Annotated in this window: 16 protein-coding genes; 11 read left to right on the top strand and 5 right to left on the bottom strand. The window is 72.8% G+C overall.

Annotated features, from left to right (window positions below; translation table 11 throughout):
• Positions 1–326 precede the first annotated feature (326 nt).
• The 8 genes from ACQPYD_RS04540 to ACQPYD_RS04575 all read left to right on the top strand — a co-directional run bounded on the left by ACQPYD_RS04540 (position 327) and on the right by ACQPYD_RS04575 (position 7,664).
• Positions 327–1,172 (top strand): ABC transporter permease, encoded by an 846-nt coding sequence (locus ACQPYD_RS04540; RefSeq protein ID WP_433699905.1) that lies wholly within the window; start codon positions 327–329, stop codon positions 1,170–1,172.
• Positions 1,172–2,068, top strand: a complete 897-nt coding sequence (locus ACQPYD_RS04545; RefSeq protein WP_433699906.1) for an ABC transporter ATP-binding protein — start codon at positions 1,172–1,174, stop codon at positions 2,066–2,068. Before ACQPYD_RS04540 ends, ACQPYD_RS04545 begins: the two co-directional genes overlap by 1 nt.
• Before the next feature lie 205 nt (positions 2,069–2,273).
• Positions 2,274–3,215 (top strand): hypothetical protein, encoded by a 942-nt coding sequence (locus tag ACQPYD_RS04550; RefSeq protein WP_433699908.1) that lies wholly within the window; start codon positions 2,274–2,276, stop codon positions 3,213–3,215.
• 92 nt (positions 3,216–3,307) lie between these two features.
• Positions 3,308–3,961 carry a DUF5941 domain-containing protein gene (locus ACQPYD_RS04555; RefSeq protein WP_433699909.1) on the top strand — a complete coding sequence of 218 codons (654 nt, stop codon included), beginning with the start codon at positions 3,308–3,310 and terminating at the stop codon, positions 3,959–3,961.
• Between the two features lie 33 nt (positions 3,962–3,994).
• Positions 3,995–4,726, top strand: a complete 732-nt coding sequence (locus ACQPYD_RS04560; RefSeq protein ID WP_402913874.1) for a sugar phosphate nucleotidyltransferase — start codon at positions 3,995–3,997, stop codon at positions 4,724–4,726.
• 5 nt (positions 4,727–4,731) lie between these two features.
• Entirely contained in the window at positions 4,732–5,781 is a 1,050-nt protein-coding gene (locus ACQPYD_RS04565; RefSeq protein ID WP_433699910.1) for an iron-containing alcohol dehydrogenase family protein, read from the top strand.
• A complete protein-coding gene (locus ACQPYD_RS04570; RefSeq protein WP_433699911.1) occupies positions 5,759–6,529 on the top strand; it encodes a CDP-alcohol phosphatidyltransferase family protein in 771 nt (256 codons plus the stop codon). Before ACQPYD_RS04565 ends, ACQPYD_RS04570 begins: the two co-directional genes overlap by 23 nt.
• A gap of 304 nt (positions 6,530–6,833) precedes the next feature.
• Entirely contained in the window at positions 6,834–7,664 is an 831-nt protein-coding gene (locus ACQPYD_RS04575) for a glycosyltransferase family 2 protein (RefSeq protein WP_267950254.1), read from the top strand.
• Positions 7,665–7,778: 114 nt separating this feature from the next.
• Here ACQPYD_RS04575 and ACQPYD_RS04580 read toward each other — a convergent pair whose 3' ends face one another.
• The 4 genes from ACQPYD_RS04580 to ACQPYD_RS04595 form a co-directional block, all read right to left on the bottom strand.
• Positions 7,779–8,384 (bottom strand): malonic semialdehyde reductase, encoded by a 606-nt coding sequence (locus tag ACQPYD_RS04580; RefSeq protein ID WP_267948217.1) that lies wholly within the window; start codon positions 8,382–8,384, stop codon positions 7,779–7,781.
• Between the two features lie 91 nt (positions 8,385–8,475).
• A complete protein-coding gene (locus ACQPYD_RS04585) occupies positions 8,476–9,648 on the bottom strand; it encodes a glycosyltransferase family 4 protein (protein ID WP_267948218.1) in 1,173 nt (390 codons plus the stop codon).
• Between the two features lie 273 nt (positions 9,649–9,921).
• On the bottom strand, positions 9,922–11,289 hold the full coding sequence (locus tag ACQPYD_RS04590; RefSeq protein WP_433699912.1) for a nucleotide sugar dehydrogenase: 1,368 nt from the start codon (positions 11,287–11,289) through the stop codon (positions 9,922–9,924).
• A gap of 103 nt (positions 11,290–11,392) precedes the next feature.
• Positions 11,393–13,144: a glycosyltransferase family 4 protein gene (locus tag ACQPYD_RS04595; RefSeq protein ID WP_433699913.1), complete on the bottom strand. Its 1,752-nt coding sequence runs from the start codon at positions 13,142–13,144 to the stop codon at positions 11,393–11,395.
• A gap of 230 nt (positions 13,145–13,374) precedes the next feature.
• Between ACQPYD_RS04595 and wecB the strand changes: the two genes are divergently transcribed.
• The 3 genes from wecB (at position 13,375) to ACQPYD_RS04610 (ending at position 18,895) form a co-directional block, all read left to right on the top strand.
• A complete protein-coding gene (gene wecB / locus ACQPYD_RS04600) occupies positions 13,375–14,487 on the top strand; it encodes a non-hydrolyzing UDP-N-acetylglucosamine 2-epimerase (protein ID WP_433699914.1) in 1,113 nt (370 codons plus the stop codon).
• Between the two features lie 333 nt (positions 14,488–14,820).
• Complete coding sequence (locus ACQPYD_RS04605; RefSeq protein ID WP_433699915.1) at positions 14,821–16,614, top strand: hypothetical protein; 1,794 nt, start codon at positions 14,821–14,823, stop codon at positions 16,612–16,614.
• 94 nt (positions 16,615–16,708) lie between these two features.
• Positions 16,709–18,895, top strand: coding sequence for a glycosyltransferase (locus ACQPYD_RS04610; protein ID WP_433701953.1), 2,187 nt, complete (start codon positions 16,709–16,711; stop codon positions 18,893–18,895).
• A gap of 188 nt (positions 18,896–19,083) precedes the next feature.
• On the opposite strand, the gene ACQPYD_RS04615 is transcribed toward ACQPYD_RS04610, so the two are convergent.
• Entirely contained in the window at positions 19,084–20,370 is a 1,287-nt protein-coding gene (locus ACQPYD_RS04615; protein ID WP_433699916.1) for a sensor histidine kinase, read from the bottom strand.
• Between the last annotated feature and the right edge of the window lie 2 nt (positions 20,371–20,372).

Consider the following 20,372-nt stretch of genomic DNA (forward strand, 5'->3'; position numbering starts at 1 on the left):
TGATCTCCGCCCTCGGGCCGAGGCTAGCGGACCGCCCCGGCGACACGGGGGGTGACGGCGCGCACCGCCCGCCGGGGGAGGGCTGGTTGGCGCGGCCCGTCGTCCGCAGCGGTAACCTATGGACGCCTGTATGGCGTGCCCGGTCCAGACCTCCTCCGATGCGGTGGGAACCGGGCGCGGTCCGTGACATCCCCCGGTCGCCCGGACACGCTCCCCCGTTTCCGGTACATCCGGCGCGGGGTGGACCGCGCGTGTCGACCGGTGCGCACAGGCGAGACACGAACACGCCTGTCCGGCACCTCGCTGACCGGACGAGAAAACAACCCTTGGAGGTGGCGGTGGCGTCAAGGGCGCTGGCCGTCTGGGAGCACCGGAAGGTCGTCGGCCTCCTGGTCCGGCGCGACCTGAAGGTCAAGTACCAGCAGTCCGTACTGGGGTACGCGTGGACGATGTTGGAGCCCCTGGCTCTGACGATGGTCTACTTCTTCGTCTTCGGGGTCATCCTCAACGCTGATCGCGGCATGCCGCCGGAGGCAGAGGCCTACGGCGGCTTCGTGCTCTTCCTCGTGGCCGGGATCCTGCCGTGGACCACCTTCGGCGCGATCCTCAGCGAGGCGCCGCGGGCGATGCTCACGCATTCCAAGCTGATCACCACGATGAAGGTGCCCCGGGAGATCTTCCCGATGGCCACGGTGGGCACGAAGTTCGTCGAGTACCTCCTCACCTGGCCGGTGCTGCTGGTCTTCGTCTTCGCGCTGGGAGGCCACTTCACCGTCATGGGCCTGCTGGTCTGGCTGCCGCTCGCGGTGGTGCTGACGTTCGCGTTCGGGCTCGGTGTGACCCTGTTCCTGTCGTCGGTCAACGTGCTGCTGCGCGACGTGGAGCGCCTCGTGCGGATCCTCAGCCGACTGCTGTTCTACGGATCGGCGATCCTGTTCCCGGCCTCCATGGTCCTCAGCTCCGGCATCCCCGAGTGGCTGAAGACCCTCTACCAGCTCAACCCGCTGATGGGCATCTTCCAGATGCACCGCGCGGTGTGGTTCCCTGAGTTCGCGGAACTAACCCCGAGCACCCTCGCGTTGACCTCTTCGGTGGTCGGTTCGATCCTGATGCTCATCATCGGATACTGGACGTTCCGCCGCCTGGAGATGTCCGTCCTGAAGGAGTTGTGATGGCGCAGACCGACTACGGCGCCGGGCTGACCAGTGGGCCGGTCATCGAGGCCAAGGGACTCGGCGTCAAGTTCGCCGTGAACCGCCGCCGCAAGCGCAGCCTGCGCGAGATGTTCATCCACGGCACCAAGCGCGACCCCAACGCCGAGGGCGACGAGTTCTGGCCGCTGCGGGACGTGGCGTTCGAGATCAACCGGGGCGAGTGCGTCGGCATCGTCGGCAAGAACGGCACGGGCAAGTCCACGCTGCTCAAGCTCATCGCCGGGGTCCTGATGCCCGACGAGGGCGAGGTGCACGTCCACGGCAAGGTCGCGCCGCTCCTGGAGCTGCGGGCCGGGTTCAACGACAACCTGACCGGCCGCGAGAACGTGTACCTGGTCGGGTCCCTGCACGGGATGACCGAGAAGCAGATCGACGAGCGCTTCGACGAGATCGTCGACTTCGCCGAGATCAAGTCGAAGTTCATCGACACCCCGGTGCGGCACTACTCCAGCGGCATGAAGGTGCGCCTCGGGTTCGCGCTGATCTCGCAGCTGGAGCACCCGATCATGCTGGTCGACGAGGTCCTCGCGGTCGGCGACAAGGCCTTCAAGCGCAAGTGCTACGAGGCCATCGACCGGATGCTGGCCAACCAGCGGACGATGGTGCTCGTCTCTCACAGCGAGAGGGACCTGCGCCGGTTCTGCAACCGCGGCCTGTACGTCAAGGGCGGCGGGCTCGCCCTGGACACCGACATCGACGCAGCCCTGGCCGCGTACGACGAGGACACCAAGGCCGAGATCGCCGAGCGCAAGAAGCGCGACGCCGCGAAGAAGAAGCGCGCGGAGCAGGCCGAGAAGCAGATCGACGACCAGGAGTCCGGCGAGGACGGGGCCGACGGCGGCAGCACCGCCTGAGCCGACCCGCCGCCAGGCCCGTCCCGGAAGGCCGTGGTGCGCATCGCCGGTGTGTTCCGGCGGTGCGCACGCTCCTTTCCGGGGTCCGGCCGAAAGGCCCCCGCGGGGCCGGACCCCGGCTTAGCGGACACAAGGTGCGTGTCAGTGTTTGATTGACTACGCACCGTAGGCAACGGTGTCACTCACCAAGTGTGGGAGGGCACCCATGGTCTACGGCACGTTGGCGCGGTCGGCCGCGCGGATGTTGGAACGCAGACACGTCACCCGGGCCGGGATGACGAGGATCGGCGTCGTCGGGGCGGTCGGCGCCGCGGTCTGGTTCTCCCGGGCCGACACGGTCGGCGGCCTGGCCGGGTCGGCCTTCCTGGCGGCGGTCCTGTTCTGCGACGCCGTCCGCGCGCGCATGCGGGCCGACCGGGGGGACGCCCTCACCCTGTGGCTGGCGGCGATGCTGTCGCAGCTGAGGGAGTGCGTGGTCTACCTGGGCCTGGCCGCCGGCGCGGTCCTGGCGGGCCTCGGGGGCGCGTGGGGCTGGGCGGCGGGCGCGCTCGTCGCTCTGGCCCTGCGGGACTCGCTCCTGGCGGCCCACGGGGCCCCGGTCGCGGCCTTCCCGGGGCGGGACGCGAAACCCGCCCCGCTGTCCTCCCAGGGGTGCGCTGGCGGCCTCCTGGGTGGATTGGCGCCCTGCTGTCCCACCCGTCCCCCGCGCGACGGCGACCCCGGACTGACGAGCCGGCTGCTCGGCGCCGCGGTCCCGGGGCCCCGTTCGCCCGGGGCCCGCGGCAGGGCCCCGGGGGCGGCCGCCGTCGGCGCGGCCGCCGCGGGGGTCCGGTCCGACGGGATCCCGCCCCGGCCGCGTGAGGCCGAACCCGCCGGGTGCCGCACGTCCGGGGACGGCCCCCGCCGCGCCCCCGGCGCGGGCCGCGGCGCGCCGGACACCCGGCCCGGGGCCCTCCGGCCGGACCCGGCGCCGACCGCCCCGGCCCGGCGGCTCACCGCCTTCTCCCAGCCGACGCGCTTCCTGGTGATCGCCGTGACCGCCACGCTCTGGGACGCGCGGGTCGCCTTCGTCACCCTCATCGTGGGCTGCGCGATCGCCGTCACCGGGGAACTCGTCGACCCCACCGCGCGCGGGGTGCGCCGGTGAGCCGGGCCGGGGCGGGCGCGACCGGGGCGCACACCGGGGGAGGGCGGGTCCCGACCGCTCCGGACCTGCGATTTCTCCGTGATGACGGTCACATGTCGTACCTGCTGGGCCGGATCGCGCCGGGTGCCGTACCTCCCCTGCTGCCCGCGCTCGCCGGGGCGCTGGTCGTCGGAACACTCCTCGTGGCAGACCGAGGACACTTGGCAGGCATTACCCTGTTCGCACCGGTCGCTGCCCTGCTACTGTCCGGACTGGCCTCCGGCCACCCCCACGACGGACGGTCCGACTGGCTCGTACCACCCGTCCTCCGTGCCACCGAGTACACCTTTCTGGCGGTGCTGGGACTGGCGTCCGGCGTACCAGGTCCCCTGGTGTTCGTACTCTTGGTGGCAGTCGTCTGCCACCATCGCGACGACGTGGCACGCCCCACGGCCGGCACGGCCAGACCGGCGTGGGTGCGCGGCGCGGCACTCGGGTGGGACGGCCGCATGCTCGCCGTCGCCGCAGGGGGCGCGCTCCACGCGCTCACCCCCGCCTACGGCATACTCGCCGGATACCTGGCGGTGCTGCTCGTGCGGGAGTCCGTGCGCACCTGGAGTGCGACACCGGTGACCGACGTGCTCACCATGACCACCGCTCCCCCCGGCGGTGGCGACACGGGCCCTGGAGATCCCCGGATCTCCCGACCCGGCAGCGGAGACGGAGACGGGGGCCAACCGGCCGCCGGAACGAACGGGGAGGCGTGACAGCCTCCCCGACACAAGGAGGAACACGCCCTCATGCTCGGAATGGTTCTCGCCGCAGGCGCGGGGCGCCGGCTGCGTCCTTACACCGACACCCTGCCCAAGGCCCTGGTGCCAGTCGACGGCGAGACGACCATCATGGACATCTCGCTGCGCAACCTGGCGGCGGCCGGGCTCACCGACGTCGTCGTCGTGGTCGGCTACCGCGCGGAGGCCGTCGAGGCGCGCAAGGAGGCCCTGGAGGAGCGCCACGGCGTCAAGCTCACCCTCAGCTACAACGACAAGGCCGAGGAGTGGAACAACGCCTACTCCCTGTGGACCGCGCGCGAGTTCTTCTCCGAGGGCGTCCTCCTGGTCAACGGCGACACCGTCCACCCGGTGAGCGTCGAGGAAACGCTACTCGCCGCCCGGGGGCCGGAACTCCTCCTCGCGGTGGACAACGTGAAAAGCCTCGCCGACGAGGAGATGAAGGTGACCCTCGACGAGGGCGGCCACCTCAGGAACATCACCAAGCTCATGGACCCGGCCACCGCCGCCGGCGAGTACATCGGCGCCACCCTCATCGAGGGGTCCCTGGCCCCCCGCCTCGCCGACGCCCTCAAGGCCACCTGGGAGCGCGACCCGCAGCTCTACTACGAGGACGGCTACCAGGAGCTGGTCAACCGGGGCGAGAAGGTCGCCGTGGCGCCCATCGGCGAGGTGGACTGGGTCGAGGTCGACAACCACGACGACCTCGCCAAGGCCAGGGAGATCGCGTGCCGCTACTAGCCCGAATGCTCCCCTCCCCGCTGGCGATCGACGTGCGGCGGGGGGCGGTCTCCTCCCTCGGGACGCTGCTCGCCGACCGGCGGATCGCCACCGAGGGCCGCATCGCCGTGGCCGTCGGCCCGGGGCAGGGCGCGCAGATCGCCGCCGACCTGGACCTGCCCAACTGCGAGGTCTTCCACGTCGGGGAGGGCACCGTGGACGCCGCCAACGAGCTGGGCAGGAAGCTCCGCTCCGGCGCGTACGAGGCGGTCGCGGGCATCGGCGGCGGCAAGACCATCGACGTCACCAAGTTCGCCGCGACCATGGCGGGCATCCCCATGGTGGCCGTGGCCACGAACCTCGCCCACGACGGCATCGCCTCCCCCGTCAGCTCCCTGGAGCACGAGGGCGGCAAGCCGTCCATCGGCGTCACCATGCCCATCGCCGTCGTCATCGACGTCGACTACGTCCGCGCGGCCCCCTCGCACCTGGTGCGCTCGGGCATCGGCGACGTGGTCAGCAACATCTCGGCCATCGAGGACTGGGAGCTGGCCGGCCGCGTCAACGGCGAACCCGTGGACGGCATGGCCGTCACCTTCGCCCGGGTCGCGGCCGAGGCGGTCCTGCACCGCCCCGACTCGGTGGAGTCCGACGCGTTCCTCACCGTGCTCGCCGAGGGCCTCGTGCTCTCCGGGATGGCCATGTCGGTCGCCGGGTCCAGCAGACCCGCCAGCGGCGCGTGCCACGAGATCCTGCACGCGGTCACCCAGCTCCACCCGGGCGTCAGCAACCACGGCGAGCTCGCCGGACTGGGCGCGCTCTACGCGTCCTTCCTGCGGGTGCGGCACCTGGGCTGGTCGGAGTCGCGGATGAACGAGATCCGCGACTGCCTGATCCGCCACGAACTGCCCGTCGTCCCGTCCGACGTCGGCCTCGACGAGGCGGCGTTCGCGCGGGCGGTGGCCCACGCGCCGGACACCCGGCCGGGCCGGTTCACCATCCTGGAACACCTGAACCTCTCCGAGGACGAGATCGGACGGAGCGTCAAGGACTATGTCGAAGCCGTCGGTCGCTGAGGTCAGAGCAGGGGGCCAGCCCGCCGGCATCAAGGAGCGGACCAACGAGGAGCACTGGGCCGGCCGCCTCTACATGCGGGACATCTCGCCGTACCTGACGACGTTCTTCGTCCGGCTGCGCGTCCCGCCCAACCCCATCACCTACCTGATGATGGCGTTCGGGGTCCTGTCCGGGGTGGTCGTCGCGTTCGGCGGACTGTGGTCGGCCGTCCTCGCTGCGGTGTTCATCCAGGTCTACCTCCTGCTGGACTGCTCCGACGGCGAGGTGGCCCGGTACACCGGGCGCACCAGCGTCGCGGGGATCTACCTGGACCGGATCGGGCACTACGTGTCCGAGATCGCGCTCCTCATCGGCCTGGGCATCCGCGCCCAGGGCGAGTGGGAGGCGGGCGGCTGGGTGATCCTGGGCATGGCCGCGGCGATCGGCGTCGCCCTGATCAAGGCCGAGACCGACAACGTCGTGGTGGCCCGCGCCAAGGCCGGGCTGCCCGAGAAGGTCTCGGACGAGGCGATGCGGCCGCGCTCCTCCGGGCTGAGCCTGGCGCGCCGCCTGGCCTCCGCCCTCAAGGTCCACCGGCTCATCCAGGCGGTGGAGCTGTCCCTGATCATCGTGGCTGCCGCCGTGGTGGACGCCTTCCTCGGCGACCTGGCCGCCACCCGCTTCCTGGTGGCGGCGTGCGCGTTCGTGGCCGTGGTGATGAGCTTCGCCCACTTCGTGAGCGTCCTCGCCTCCCGGCGCCTGGAGTGAACCGCCGGCCGCAGCGCCGGTGAGCCGCCCCTCCCACGGGGCCGCGGTCGGGTACCCCGTCCACGGCCCCGTACACCTCCCTTTTATTCTTTCGTTAGTCTGTTTCTGCGAATGTTGGCGGGTGTCAACCTGCCAGCAGCATGTCGTCCACTGAACGGTCGCAAACATGGCCACACCCGTGATCCCACCCGCGTCTGACACCGCGACGTCCGCGGCTGAGGTCTCCCGAGCGCCAAGAGCCGAACGGAGCCGCGCCCAGGTGTCCGGTAGCAGCAAGCCCACACTTTCCTGCGTCCTGCTGACGATGGGCACCCGCCCCGCCGAGCTGCGCCGCGCGATCACCAGCGTGTTCGAGCAGGAGGACGCGGACGTCGAGGTCGTGGTGGTCAGCAACGGGGCGCAGCTGCCGGAGATGCCCGAGGGCGTGACCACGGTTCTCCTCCCGGAGAACGTCGGCATCCCCGAGGGGCGCAACCACGGGGTCAAGGCCACCGACGGCGACATCATCCTCTTCCTGGACGACGACGGCTGGTACCGCTCGACCGACCTGGCCCGCCACGTGCGGGAGCGGTTCGCCGCCGACACGTCCCTGGGCGCGCTGTCCTTCCGGATCGCCGACCCCGACGGCGGCCCCGACCAGCGCCGCCACGTGCCGCGCCTGCGCGTGGGGGACTCCCGGGAGTCGAGCGTGGTCACCACGTTCCTCGGCGGGGCCTGCGCCATCCGCCGCACGGCCTTCGAGGCCGGCGGGGGGCTGCCCGGCGACTTCTTCTACGCCCACGAGGAGACCGACCTCGCCTGGCGCATCATGGACGCCGGTTACACGATCGAGTACGACGCCGACGCGGTCATGTACCACCCCGCGGTGGCGCCGACGCGGCACGAGAACTTCTACCGGCTCAACGCCCGCAACCGGGTGTGGCTGGCCCGCCGCAACCTCCCGTGGCCCCTCGCCTTCGCCTACCTCGGCACCTGGGTGGGGCTGACGGTGCTGCGCGAGCGCGACCGCGCCGCGCTGCGCTCGTGGTTCGCCGGGTTCCGCGAGGGCTGGCGCGAGGACGCCGGCCCGCGCACCCCGATCCGCTGGTCGACCGCGTGGCGGATGACCCGGGCCGGGCGCCCGCCGGTCATCTGACCCCGGACGGCGCCCGACCGCCCCGCGGGAGGGCGGTCGCGACGGGCCGGGCAGGACACGGCCGAGGGGCCGGACACCGTTCGCGGGTGTCCGGCCCCTCGGCCGTCGTACGGGTCAGACCTCGGTGAAGGCCTCCTCGAAGTCCAGGCGGGGGAGGCGGTCGAACCAGGCGTCCGGGCCGGGGTTGCCGATGTTCATGACGACCAGCGGCCGGAGCGGGGAGTCCTCGCCGAAGAACTCCCGGCGCACCCCCTCGGCGTCGAAGCCGGTCATGGGACCGGCGGCCAGGCCCGCGGCGCGGACCCCGACGATCAGGTACGCGATCTGGAGGAGGGTGTTCTGGGCGGCCATGGTCTCGCGGGCCTCGACGGGCATCCCGGCGAAGTTGTCGCGGGCGTCCGGGGCCACGGGGAACGTCTTCGGGAAGTGCTCGTGGAAGTCGCTGTCCGCGGACAGGATCAGCGTGAGCGGGGCCGTCGAGGTCTTCGGCGCGTTGTTGCCCGCCATGTGCGGGACGAGGCGCTCGCGGGCCTCCGGCGAGCGCACGACGGTGACCCGCAGCGGCTGGTTGTTCATGGCGGTCGGCCCGTACTTGACGAGGTCGTGGATCGCGCGCACCTGCTCGTCGGTCACCGGCTCGTCGGTGAAGGAGTTGGCGGTGCGGGCGTCGCGGAACAGGAGGTCCTGCGCGGCCTTGTCGAGAACCAGCGTCTCACTCATGTGTCATACCTCGGTCGTGCTCGTGATCAGGGAGAATGCCGAAAAAGCGCTCCGGCACGAGCAACAACCTAGTTGACCAGGAAGATATTTCTCAGGGCTGGTAGGTGTGGCTTCCTTCACGGACCCCTGTGCCCTGCGCCCCTCTCGGCAGGGGGACGACGGGGACCGGGCCGGCCGCCTCGTCCACCCATGCCTCCAGGCGCTTCACGAACACCCTGGCCTGGACCGGCCAGTGGTAGGACGCCTGCGCGATCTCGTGCCCCGTCCGGGCCAACCGCTCGCGCAGCTCCCCGTCGCGCTTCAGCCGCAGTACCGCCTCCGCGGCGGCCGGCACGTCCCCGAACGGGACGACCAGGCCGGCGGGGCCCTCCGGGCGCCCCGTCACCAGGCCCTCCGCCATCGGGTTCGCCGTCGTCACGACGGGCAGGCCGTGCGCCATGTACTCCACGACCTTGGTCGGCATCGAGTGCCGGTAGTTCGGGGTGTCGTGCAGCAGGCTGACCCCGGCCAGGGCGCCCGCGCACATGCGCAGCGCCCGGTCGTTGGGCACGAACCCGTACCAGTCCAGGGCGTCCTCCTGCTGGGCCTCGCGGAGCATCGGCCGCACGCCGACGTCGGCCCCGCCGATGACCTCCAGCCGCACCCCGTGGGGGCGGAGCGTCCGGCCGAGCTCGACCAGCTCGCGGGCGCCCCGTGCCATCGAGACGTGCCCGAGGTAGACCACCCGGTCGTCCCCGGGGGCGCGGAGGGGGATCTCCGGCACCTCGGTGGTGTTGGGCACCACCGGGTGGTCGCACCGGAAGCGGGAGCGGTACCCCTCCTCCGCCAGCAGCAGCCGCATGCGGCGCTCCGCGCGCCGTTCGAAGGCCCGGACCACGCCGCCCAGGGGCCGCCGCAGCGGCTTGGGCACCCACGGCTTCGTGAGCAGGGCGGCGGCCGTGTCCTCGTGCACGTCCCACACCGTCACCGGCCGCTTCGCCGGCAGGGCCAGCAGCAGCTCGGGGTCGTGGAAGAGGAGCAGGTCGGCGTGGGGCGCGTGCTCGGCGAGCACCGCGCGGGCGGCGCGCAGCGAGGTCAGCCGTTCGCGGCCCGAGGCGCGCGGCACGTCCACCGAGCGCACCTCGGCCCACGGGGTCACGCCGCACTCCCGGAACGGGGCCACATAGGTCACCGTGTGTCCCGCGTCCAACAGGGCGCGGATCTGCCTGTGCAGGATCCGAGCGTCCTCCGGGTGGTGCACAACCGTGGCCACAAGCGCGTGCATCGAGTTCACCTACCTGTGTCACCGAATGGGGCCATCTACGAAGATGATCCGCTTTGTGATGGCGATACGTGCTGTTCGACACGGTATTCACCAGCGGAAACAGGTCGAGGAAAGCGCGGTGGCCAGGCGGGGTGAATCGGGTGAACCTTCCAGGAGCGCCGGGTGAACACGACAAGGCACGCCGATGGACACCGTGGGTGTCCGCGTCGGCGTGCCGGTCAGGGGCCCGCGCGGGCCGGGAGCGGTTCGGGGCGCCCCGGCCCGGGTCTCAGCTCACAGGACCTGGATCCCCTCGCGAGTCGGACGGCGTCGCGCCTGGGCGGGCACGGCCGCGGTCCCGGCCTCGGGGTCGGGGCGGCGCAGGACGCCGCGGGTGTCCAGGAGCAGTCGCGCGTACTCCTCCAGCCGCTTGGGCCGGTACTCGGCGTGGTCGGTGAGCAGGATCGTCAGGTCGGCCTCGGCGATGGCCTGGTCCAGGTCGGTGGACCGGGGCACGTCCACCCCGTCCACCTGCCACGACTCGACGTGCGGGTCGTGGTAGGCGAGGGTGGCGCCCTTGGCGGCCAGCTTGCGCGCCACCGGCCGGGCCGGCGACTCGCGCTGGTCGGCGATGTCGGCCTTGTAGGTGACGCCGAGCAGCAGCACCTTGGACCGCGACAGCGCCATCCCCGACTCGTTGAGGAGCTCCTGGGCCCGCTGGATGACGTAGGACGGCATCCGGCTGTTGATCTCCTGGGCCAGCTCGACGAAGCGGAACGGGTAGCCGAGGGTCTTGACCTTGTACGACAGGTAGTTCGGGTCGATCGGGATGCAGTGCCCGCCGACGCCCGGACCCGGGTAGAACGCCTGGAAGCCGAACGGCTTGGTGGCCGCCGCCGCGATGGAGTCCCACAGGTCGACGCCCAGCTCCTGGCAGAAGATGGCCATCTCGTTCACCAGGGCGATGTTGACGTGCCGGTAGGTGTTCTCCAGCAGCTTGGCCATCTCGGCCTCGCGGGTCCCGCGGGTGCGCACCACCGCGTCCACGAAGTTGCCGTAGAAGGCGGCGGCGGCCTCGCCGCACTCCTCCGTGAGCCCGCCGACGACCTTGGGCGTGTTGGCCACGCCGAAGGTCGCGTTGCCCGGGTCGATGCGCTCGGGCGAGAACGCCAGGTGGAAGTCGGCCCCGGCGACCAGGCCGGACTCCTCCAGCAGCGGCCGCACCACCTCGTCGGTGGTGCCCGGGTAGGTGGTGGACTCCAGGATGACCAGGGTCCCCGGCTGGAGGTGCGCCGCGATCGACCGGGCCGCGGAGGTGACCGCGCCCAGGTCGGGGCCGCCCTCGGGCGACAGGGGCGTGGGAACGCAGATGACGATGGTGCGCGCCGCCGCCAGGCAGGCCGGGTCCGTGGTCGCGGTGAACCCGTGCTCCAGCATGCGGTCGACGTCTTCCGACGAGAGGTCGTCGACGTGGGAGACCGCGCTGTTGAGGCCGTCGACGACTCGGTCGCTCACGTCGAGACCGGTGACCTTCAGCCCCGCGGACACGGCCTCGGCCGCCAGGGGCAGGCCGACGTAACCGAGTCCGAGGACGACGAGGTCGCTGACCGCCGCGGCGGACTGCTCGGGGACAAGGGCTGGGTTGGAGGCTGCGGCATCCACTTCGTGGTCACACTCGCATTCATTTCGTGAACGGGCGCAAGTTTCGAGGACCGCCATTACTCAGTGCCCGGGGCGTCCGAGTGTAGGTAGGTGTTGCCTCTGCTCACGGGTTCTGGCCTGGTTCGGACAGTTTCTGAATAAGAACCCGATACGCCTGGTTGTAGCGGTATGCGGCCTCGGCCCACGTGCGGTCGGCACCGACGAGGCTGCGACCTGCGAGGCCGTAGGCGGCTCGCTTTTCATGACTGTAGGCGAGATTTGTCAGGACATCAGCTAGACGTGCCGATTCGCCCGCGGGAATTAACTCTCCAGTCACTCCCGGTTCCACAATCTCTCGCAACGCCGGAAGATCGCTCGCCACAACGGGAAGCCCGCCCGCCATGGCCTCCACGGGTTTCAGGGGCGTCACCACACGGCACACCCGGTCGTCCCGGCGCGGCACGGCGAACACGTCCAGCGCGGCGTGGTGCGACCGCACCTCCGAGGCGGCCACCCGGCCGGGGAAGTGGGCGGCCCCCTCCAGCCCCAGCGACGCCGCACGGGCGCGCAGGGAGGGGAGCTCCGGCCCGTCCCCGACGATCAGCGCGTGGGCCGGCTCCCCGCGCTCGCGCATCAGCGCCACGGCGTCCAGCAGCACGTCCAGGCCCTCGTAGCCGAAGCAGCTCGTGGTGGTCCCCACCACGAAGTCCGCCCCGCCGATCCCCAGGCCGGCCCGCACCCCGTCGCCCGGGGGCAGGGGCTCCAGGAACGACGCGTCCACCGCGTTGGGCACCACCAGGAGGCGCTCCCGGGCCACCCCCCGCGCCTCGATGTCCGCCCGCATCGCCTCGCCCAGGGTCACCACCAGGTCGGCGGCCAGCATGCACTCCGTCTCGGCGGCGCGCTCGGCCCGGTAGAAGGCGTCGTCCACGCTCCTGGAGGGGTCGCGTGAGAGCCACGACTCCTCCAGGAACCCCCGCACCTCGTACACCACCGGCAGGTCGAACCTGCGGCCCAGCTCCAGGGCCAGGCGGGCGTTGTGGTGGTTGCTCGCCGCGTGCAGCACGTCCGGGCGCACGGCCTCCACCAGCTCCGACGCCATCCGCACCCCCACCGCGAGCTCGTCGGCCGCGTCGGCGGGGGCCGTCCACGGGATCAGCCGGTGGTAGGCCACACCGTCCACCCGCACCAGCGTGCGCGGGTCGCGGACCCCCTTGGTGAGCGGGTACCCCGCCCGGGTGACCACGTGCACGTCCATCCCGGCCTCGCGCTGGGCCACCGCGATCCGGTGGGTGCGCTGGGTGTACCCGGCGTTGGTGTGCGGCAGGGCGTTCGTCACCAGGTGCAGCACCCGGAGCCCGTGGCCGGGGGCCTGCGCGCCGTCCGCCGGACGCCGGCGTTCACCGGCCGGGACCCCCGGTTCACCTGTTCGCACCTCCGGTCGCCGAGCGTTCACCGTGTCGTCGGGCCGCGTTCGGGCACCGCGGGTTAACGTGATTCCGTGATGGTCAGCCGACGGGGACGGAGACGCGGGAACAGCGCGTCCCGTCGCCAGCGCCGTCCGGTGCTCAGCGGCCTCGCGGGCCGCGCCCCGGGGGAGGCGTTCGACCAGTTCACGGGCGGTATCGGCATCACCCGCAGCCAGGCAGGCCGCCACCAGGCGGCCCACCCGGCGGGGCGAGGCCCCGTCCGCGGCGTCGAGCACCGCCTCGCGGGCCTCCGCGCGCCGGCCCTGGTCCCACAGGGCGTAGGCGCGGGCCCGGCCGCCCAGGCGGGCGGCCAGGGAGCGCGCCGCCCGGCGCGGCGCACCGGGCGCCAGCCGCAGCGCGAGCAGCGGCAGGCGCGCCGGATCGGAGCGCAGGTGTCGCCAGGCCAACGACACGGTGAACGTCACCGCCCGCGGCCAGCGGGTGCGCGGACGGGGAACCTGGGTTTCGGGAGTCTGGGTGTCATGCACGGTCAGTCACATAACCATGCGGACGTGACCACGTGGTGACACCACGGCGACACGGACGGGACGGCTCGGGCAAGGAACACCGCCCGACCCGGCGCACCGCGCCCCTCGGCAACGATAAGAACACCCCAACAGAAGGAAACGTGAGAGTCGTGGCAACGAGCGCCCCCCTTGGGAGCCAGGACACCGGGATCGTGCACGTCGTCGGCGCGCGCCCCAACTTCGTCAAGGCCGCGCCCGTCGTCTCCGCCCTTCGCGGGCGCGGAGCCCACCAGTCGGTCGTCCACACCGGACAGCACTACGACGACCGCATGTCGGCCGTGTTCTTCCGCGACCTCGGCCTGCCCACCCCCGACGTCGACCTGGGCGTCGGCTCCGGATCGCACGCGGCGCAGACCGCCGCGCTCATGGTGGGCCTGGAGGAGGAGTTCAGCAGGCGCGAGCCCGGCATGGTGGTCGTGTACGGCGACGTCAACTCCACCGTGGCCGCCGCCCTGGTGGCCGCCAAGCTGCACATCCCGGTCGCGCACGTGGAGGCGGGCCTGCGCTCCTTCGACAACACGATGCCCGAGGAGATCAACCGCAGGGTCACCGACCAGCTCAGCGACCTGTGCTTCGCCACGAGCCCCGAGGCCATCGGTCACCTCGCCGCCGAGGGGATCTCGCCGGACCGGGTCCACCTGGTCGGCAACCCGATGATCGACACCCTCCTGGGCAACCTCGACCGCTTCGACGCCGGCGCCCTGCGCGCCCGCCTCGGCCTGCCGGAGCGCTACGTCGCCGCGACCCTGCACCGGCCCGCGAACGTCGACGACCCCGACAACGTGGCCCGCCTCACCGCCCGCCTCCACGAGATCGCCGACCTCGCCGACGTGGTCATGCCCGTGCACCCGCGCGGCAAGGCCGCCTTCGACCGCGCCGGGCTCGGCGACCACCCGCGGGTGCGCCTCCTCGAACCCCTCGGCTACCTCGACTTCGTCGCCCTCACCCGCGGAGCCGCCGCCGTGGTCACCGACTCCGGCGGCGTGCAGGAGGAGACCACGATCCTCGGGGTCCCCTGCCTCACCCTGCGGCCCAACACCGAACGGCCGGTCACCATCACCCACGGCACCAACCAGCTCGTCACGGAGGCCGACCTCCTCCCCACCGTCACCAAGGTCCTGCACGGGCAGACCCCCGAGCGGATCGGCGACGACACCCCGCCCCTGTGGGACGGCCGGGCGGGGGAGCGCATCGCGTCCGTCCTCACCCAGTGGTCCAGGTGACGCCGATGCCGCGCGCACGACGTCCCGGCCCCGTCCCCCCGCCGAGGGAGGGCCGGCAGCGCTCCGCCCCGATCCCGTCCCCGCGTCCCCGCCGCGACGGCCGCCGCGTCGTCCCGGTACCCGCGCAGCGGTCCCGGTGATCCCCCATGGCACACTCCCACCCGTCCTCCCCCGTCCCGTCCAGACGTCCCGTCCGGCCCTCGACGCGCCTCTCCATGGGCATCCGCACCCGGCCGGGGACACGCCGGGAGCAGCACCCGGCTCCGTCGGACACGACACACCCGACGGACGCGGTGGTTTCGCCGATCCGACCAGAACGCAAGGTGGCAGACCGTGAAACGGCGTGAACAGAGCCAGACCGAACAGCTCAAACAGGCCCTCGCCGAGCGCGACGCCCAGCTCCAGGAGGCGCGCACCCGGCTCGCCGCAGTGGAGGACTCCACCTCACTCCAGGTGGGGCGTGCGCTCACGGCCGCCGCCAAGCGGCCCGGCCGATCCCTCGTCAGACTTCCGCGAGACCTCTACCGGCTCTGGCGGCGCAGCGGCACCACCCAGCACGTCCAGCGCCGCCGCCCCGGCGCCGAGCCGGTCCGCTCCTTCGACGCCGACCGCCAGGAGGCCAGGCTCCTGAGCGGGATGGCCGGTAACAGCGAGGACCTGCTGGTCGTCGCCACCGTGGTCGGGTCCGCCATCCAGGACGCCGTGTCCCCCTACCTGCACTCCGTGCCGCTGCGCCCCCACGACGCCCAGATCGTCATGGACGGGGTGGACGTCGACCTGGTCCTGGTCTCGGCGTCGGCCGCGGCCGCCGGATCGCCGTGGGCGCACGTCGGGGACCCGGCGGCCGCCGACCGCACCCGCGCCCTGCACTGGGTCCTGGAGTCCGCCGCCGCGCGCGGCATCCCCACGGTGCTCCTCGAGGACGCCCCGGCCCCGCCCGCCCTGCGCGAACTCGGCTTCGACCGGGTCCACCGCGGGGACGCCGGGGTCCCGCTGCACCTGTTCAACCCGGTCGCCGCCGACCTGACCCCCGGCCCGAAGGCCGTGTTCGTCCGGGAGACGCCCGACGCCCCCGTCCCCGAGGTGCTCACCGAGCTCGAAGCCGGGGTCGTGGACGCCGACTCGCCCGGCCTCGCCGACGCCCTGCGCGCCGCCAACGTCGCCGTCGTCCCGGCCTTCCCGGCCGACGACACCCGGCTCAGCCGCCGCGCCTGGGCGTGCGGGGCCGGCGTCATCACCCACTCCCCGGTCCCGCACGCGGCCAACCCGCACGCGGAGGCCCTCGCGGTCTCCGTGCCGCGCATGCGCGCGGAGCGGGTCACCCCCTCCGCGATGCGCCTCCGGCTCCGCAAGGTCTTCCTCCAGGAGGCCACCCCGGTCCGCCTCGCCGAGATCCTGGGGGACCTGGACTTCCCGCCCGGCACGCCCGGCTCGGAGCTCCCGCTCCGGGGCCGCTCCGTCGCCGTCCTCGCCGACCCCGCGGGGGAGGCCGAGGCCGACCTGCTCGCCTCCGACCTGACGGGGGCCGTCCTGCGGCCCACCGAGGTCGTCGTGCCCCACTCGGCGTCGCGCCTCCCCGGGATCCAGCGCCTGCGCGCCGAGGGCATCACCGTGCGCACCGTCCGCTTCAGCGCCCCGGACACGCCCGAGGAGCTCACCCGGAACACGCCCGGCGCCCCCGTCCCGCGCGTCGGAGGGCTCGGCCCGGACCGCTGGGCGGCCCTCGCCGAACGCGCCACCGCTCCCTGGGCCCACCTGTGGAACGGACCTCTCAGCCCCACCCGGCTCGCCGACCTGGTGTGCGCCGTGGAATGCTCCGACGCCGACGCCGTCGGCGCCAGCGCGGGGGACGGCCACGGGCCGGGAAGCCCGCTCGACGGGGCCGGGGACCTCGGCTTCTTCGACCGCCCGGACACGGGGGCGCCGCAGTACGTCTTCGTCAGCGAGGTCGTCCCGGAACTCGCCCGCACCCGCCTCCTGCGGCGCGGCTGGAACCCGGACGAGTGGAACCGGCGCGGCACGAGGCTCCTGGCCCTGGGCCCGGACAACGGCCCCGCCGGCCCCGACGCCGACGACGAGGACGCCGTGTACAACTCCACGGACGCCTCCACCGGTGCCGTCGGTTGAACCCCGACCCCACCGACAGCGCCGTCAGCCCCGCACGGGCCACCAGAAAGCATCCGAAGGGAAGAACGTGAGCACACCTCCTCCGCGCGCACTCTTGTACGGGGACGTGGACCTCAACATCATCGACGGCTCCGCTGTCTGGGCGCAGTCGATGGCGCAGGCCCTGGCCGCCGCCGGATGCGAGGTCACCCTGCTGCTGAAGGCACCCGTGCGCACCGACCGGCTGACCGAGCCCCTCACCAGGGTCCCCGGGGTCCGCCTGCTGCGTCCCTACGAGGACAAGCTGCTGCCGGACCTGGGCCCGCGCGGACTCACACCGGAACAGGCCGTCACCCTGCTCACCCGGCAGCACGAGCGCAAGCCGTTCGACCTGGTGGTGGTGCGCGGCCGCCGCCTGGCCGGGCTCGCGGCGCAGGAGGACGCGCTGGCGGGCAGGCTGTGGACCTACCTGACGGACTTCCCCCACAGCGTGGGCGAGCTGTCGGCGACCGCCACCGCCGAACTCACCCAGATCGCGGTGGCGTCCCGGTTCCTGCTCTGCCAGACGGAGGAGCTGCGGGCCTTCCTGGAGTCGTCGGTGTCGGCGGCCTGCGGCCGCTCGGTGCTGTTCCCGCCCGTGGTGGTGGTCCCCGAGGGCGTGCGCGCCGACGGCGCCGTCCACGCCCGCGCACGCCTCGCCTACACCGGCAAGTTCGCGCCCGCGTGGAACACCCTGGAGATGACCGCGCTCCCCGCCGAACTGGCCGCGCGGGGCGTGGACGCCGAACTGGTGATGATCGGCGACAAGATCCACGCGGAGCCCGCGGACTGGGCCAAGCGCATGCGCAAGGCGCTGGAGGGCACCCCCGGGGTGGACTGGCGAGGCGGCATGCCGCGCGCGGAGGCGCTCCGCCAGGCCGCCGAGTGCGGGTTCGGGATCTCCTGGCGGGACCCCTCCATGGACGCCAGCCTGGAGCTGTCCACGAAGGTGCTGGAGCTGGGCGCGCTCGGCCTGCCGGTGGTGCTCAACCGCACCCCCATGCACGAGGCGATGCTCGGCGCCGACTACCCGCTGTTCGCGGGGACCGGCGTCGAGTCCGTCGCCGAGGTGGTCGCCCGCGCCCACCACGACCGGGCCCTCTACGCCGACGCCGCCGCGCGCTGCCGCGACGCCGCCGCCGGCCACACGCTCGAACGGGCGGCCGAACGCCTGCGCGGCTACCTCACCGAGGCCCTGCCCCCCGCTCCGGCCGGGGTCGACACCGAACGGCCGCTCAAGGTGGTCGTCGCCGGCCACGACATGAAGTTCTTCACCCGTCTCGCCGAGTACCTGGACTCCCTGCCCGGGCTGGACGTGCGCATCGACGAGTGGGAGGGGCTGAACAGCCACGACCAGTACCGGTCCCGCGAGCTGGCGGCCTGGGCGGACGTGGTGATCTGCGAGTGGTGCGGGCCCAACGCCCTGTTCTACTCCAAGTGGAAGCGCCCCGACCAGCGCCTGGTGGTGCGCCTGCACCGGTTCGAGCTGTACGCGGAGTGGCCGCGCAAGCTCGACATCGACAAGGTCGACGCCGTGGTGTGCGTGAGCCCCCACTACGCCGACCTCACCCGGGAGCTGACCGGCTGGCCCGCCGACAAGGTCGTCGTGGTGCCCAACTGGGTGGACGACGAGCAGCTGGACCGGCCCAAGCTCTCCGGCGCCGAGTACTCGCTGGGCATGGTCGGGATCGCGCCGTCGCGCAAGCGGCTGGACCGGGGCCTGGACGTGCTCGCGGAGCTGCGCCGCATGGACCCGCGGTACACGCTCTCGGTCAAGACCAAGCAGCCGTGGGACTACTGGTGGATCTGGAACCGGCCGGAGGAGCGCGCCTACTTCGAGCGGGTCTACCGGCGGATCCAGCGCGACGAGCGGCTCGCGGCCGGGGTGGTGTTCGACCCGTTCGGCCCGGACGTGGCGACCTGGCTGCGCCGGGTGGGGTTCATGCTCTCCACCAGCGACGACGAGTCGTTCCACCTGGCCCCCGCCGAGTGCGCCGCCTCGGGCGGCATCCCCGCGCTGCTGCCGTGGCCGGGCGCCGACACCATCTACGACCCGCACTGGATCCACGACGACGCCGTCGCCATGGCCGAGTCCATCCACGAGACGGTCAGCGGGGGCGGGTTCGCGGCCGAGGCCGAGCGGGCGCGCGCCGAGGTGACCGAGGCGTACGGGCTGGGCCGGGTGCGCTCGCTCTGGAGCGACCTGGTGGTGCGGGGCAAGGTGCCGGGCACGGCGCAGGAGGCCGCGCCCGCGGACGCCTGAACCCGGGGCGCGCACGGGGTCCGGCACGCCCGGGTCCGGCGGCGGGCCGACCGGAACCGTGGCCGGTGGGACGCGGGGGCTCCTGACCCCGATGATCTTGTACTTGTAGCCGATCTCGGCGCCCAACCTCGCTATAGGTACAAGATCACGGGGGAGGGGCGGGGCCGCGCCCCCTCCCGGCCACCGCGCTAGACCGGGCCGGTCATCTTCGACAGCCCGCCCGCGCCCGCGGGCAGGAACAGCGCGAAGGTGGTCGGCCTCGTCTGCACCAGCTCGATCCGGGCCCCCTCTGACTCGGCGATGTGGCGGGCCAGGGCCAGCCCCAGGCCGGTGCCGCCGCCTCCGCTGACCTCGCGCTCGAAGATCCGCCCGGACAGGTGCTCGGGCACGCCCTCGCCCTCGTCGCTGACCTCGATGCGCACCGACTGCCCGGTGTCCAGGCGCCGGATGGTCACCGTCCCGGCGCCGTGCTTGTACGCGTTCTCCACCAGGGTGGCGATGATCTGCGTCAGGTCGGTGGGGACCGTCACCGCGGTCAGCCCGGAGACGCCGGTGATGACCAGCTCGCGCCGCTCCTGCTGGAAGACCGGCTGCCACTCGGCCTGGAGGTGGTGGAGGACGGGGTCGAGCTCGACCGCCTCCACCTCGGGGTTCTGGCTCTTGCGCGCCCTGCCGAGGAGGCTCTCCACGGTCTCCACCAGGCGTTCGGTCTGGGCGAGGGCGGCCTCGCCCTCCTCGCGGACCACGTCCGGGTTGCCGGACTCCGCGATGATCTCCTCCAGCCGCATCGTCAGCGCCGTGAGCGGGGTGCGGAGCTGGTGCGAGGCGTCGGTGGCGAAGTGGCGCTCGGTGGCGATCAGCCCCGCGATGCGCTCGGCGCTGCGGTCCAGGACCTCCGCCACCCGGTCGGCCTCGGGGATGCCGTAGCGGTGCCCCCAGGGCGTGGTGACCCCCGAGCCGAGCCGTTCGGCGGTGGCGGCCAGGTCCGCCAGCGGCAGCGTGAGCCGCCGCGCCTGGAACATGGACAGCCCCACGGCGACGCCGATGGCCAGCAGTGACAGCGAGGCGATGCCCAGCCAGGCGCGCACGACGCTCTGCTGCACCGTCTCGGCGCTCGTCCACACCTCGACCAGCGTCCCCCTGCCGGTGGTCGCCGTGGCCTTCTGCAGACCGGGCGCGCCGGGGTTCTCCGGGTCGAGGGCGGGGTCCCCCGCCGTCGCCCCCGAGGGGGCGCCCGCCGGCGTGATCCGGATGAACCGGGCCGGGTGGTCGCGGTCGAACTCGTCGGGGTAGAGCTGCCCGTGCACCTCGAGCATGGTGTCGCTCTCGGCGCCGATCAGCTCCGCCTCGCCCTGAAGCTGGCGGCTGTTCTCGTCGTGCACCAGTTTGTACGTGAGAGCCCCGAGGGGCAGCCCCAGCAGCATGACGGCGATGACGGTCACCACCAGGGTGGAGAAAACCATCCGCCTGCGCATGT

This window comes from Nocardiopsis sp. CA-288880, assembly GCF_050955985.1.
Classification (GTDB): Bacteria; Actinomycetota; Actinomycetes; order Streptosporangiales; family Streptosporangiaceae; genus Nocardiopsis; species Nocardiopsis tropica.

Excerpts from the sequence above, each read along its gene's own strand:
- ACQPYD_RS04570 (WP_433699911.1), top strand. The coding sequence starts at position 5,759 with ATGTCGAAGCCGTCGGTCGCTGAGGTCAGAGCAGGGGGCCAGCCCGCC.
- ACQPYD_RS04575 (WP_267950254.1), top strand. The coding sequence starts at position 6,834 with ATGGGCACCCGCCCCGCCGAGCTGCGCCGCGCGATCACCAGCGTGTTC.
- ACQPYD_RS04580 (WP_267948217.1), bottom strand. The coding sequence starts at position 8,384 with ATGAGTGAGACGCTGGTTCTCGACAAGGCCGCGCAGGACCTCCTGTTC.
- ACQPYD_RS04560 (WP_402913874.1), top strand. The coding sequence starts at position 3,995 with ATGCTCGGAATGGTTCTCGCCGCAGGCGCGGGGCGCCGGCTGCGTCCT.
- ACQPYD_RS04545 (WP_433699906.1), top strand. The coding sequence starts at position 1,172 with ATGGCGCAGACCGACTACGGCGCCGGGCTGACCAGTGGGCCGGTCATC.
- ACQPYD_RS04585 (WP_267948218.1), bottom strand. The coding sequence starts at position 9,648 with ATGCACGCGCTTGTGGCCACGGTTGTGCACCACCCGGAGGACGCTCGG.
- ACQPYD_RS04615 (WP_433699916.1), bottom strand. The coding sequence starts at position 20,370 with ATGCGCAGGCGGATGGTTTTCTCCACCCTGGTGGTGACCGTCATCGCC.
- ACQPYD_RS04550 (WP_433699908.1), top strand. The coding sequence starts at position 2,274 with ATGGTCTACGGCACGTTGGCGCGGTCGGCCGCGCGGATGTTGGAACGC.
- ACQPYD_RS04565 (WP_433699910.1), top strand. The coding sequence starts at position 4,732 with ATGCTCCCCTCCCCGCTGGCGATCGACGTGCGGCGGGGGGCGGTCTCC.
- ACQPYD_RS04555 (WP_433699909.1), top strand. The coding sequence starts at position 3,308 with ATGTCGTACCTGCTGGGCCGGATCGCGCCGGGTGCCGTACCTCCCCTG.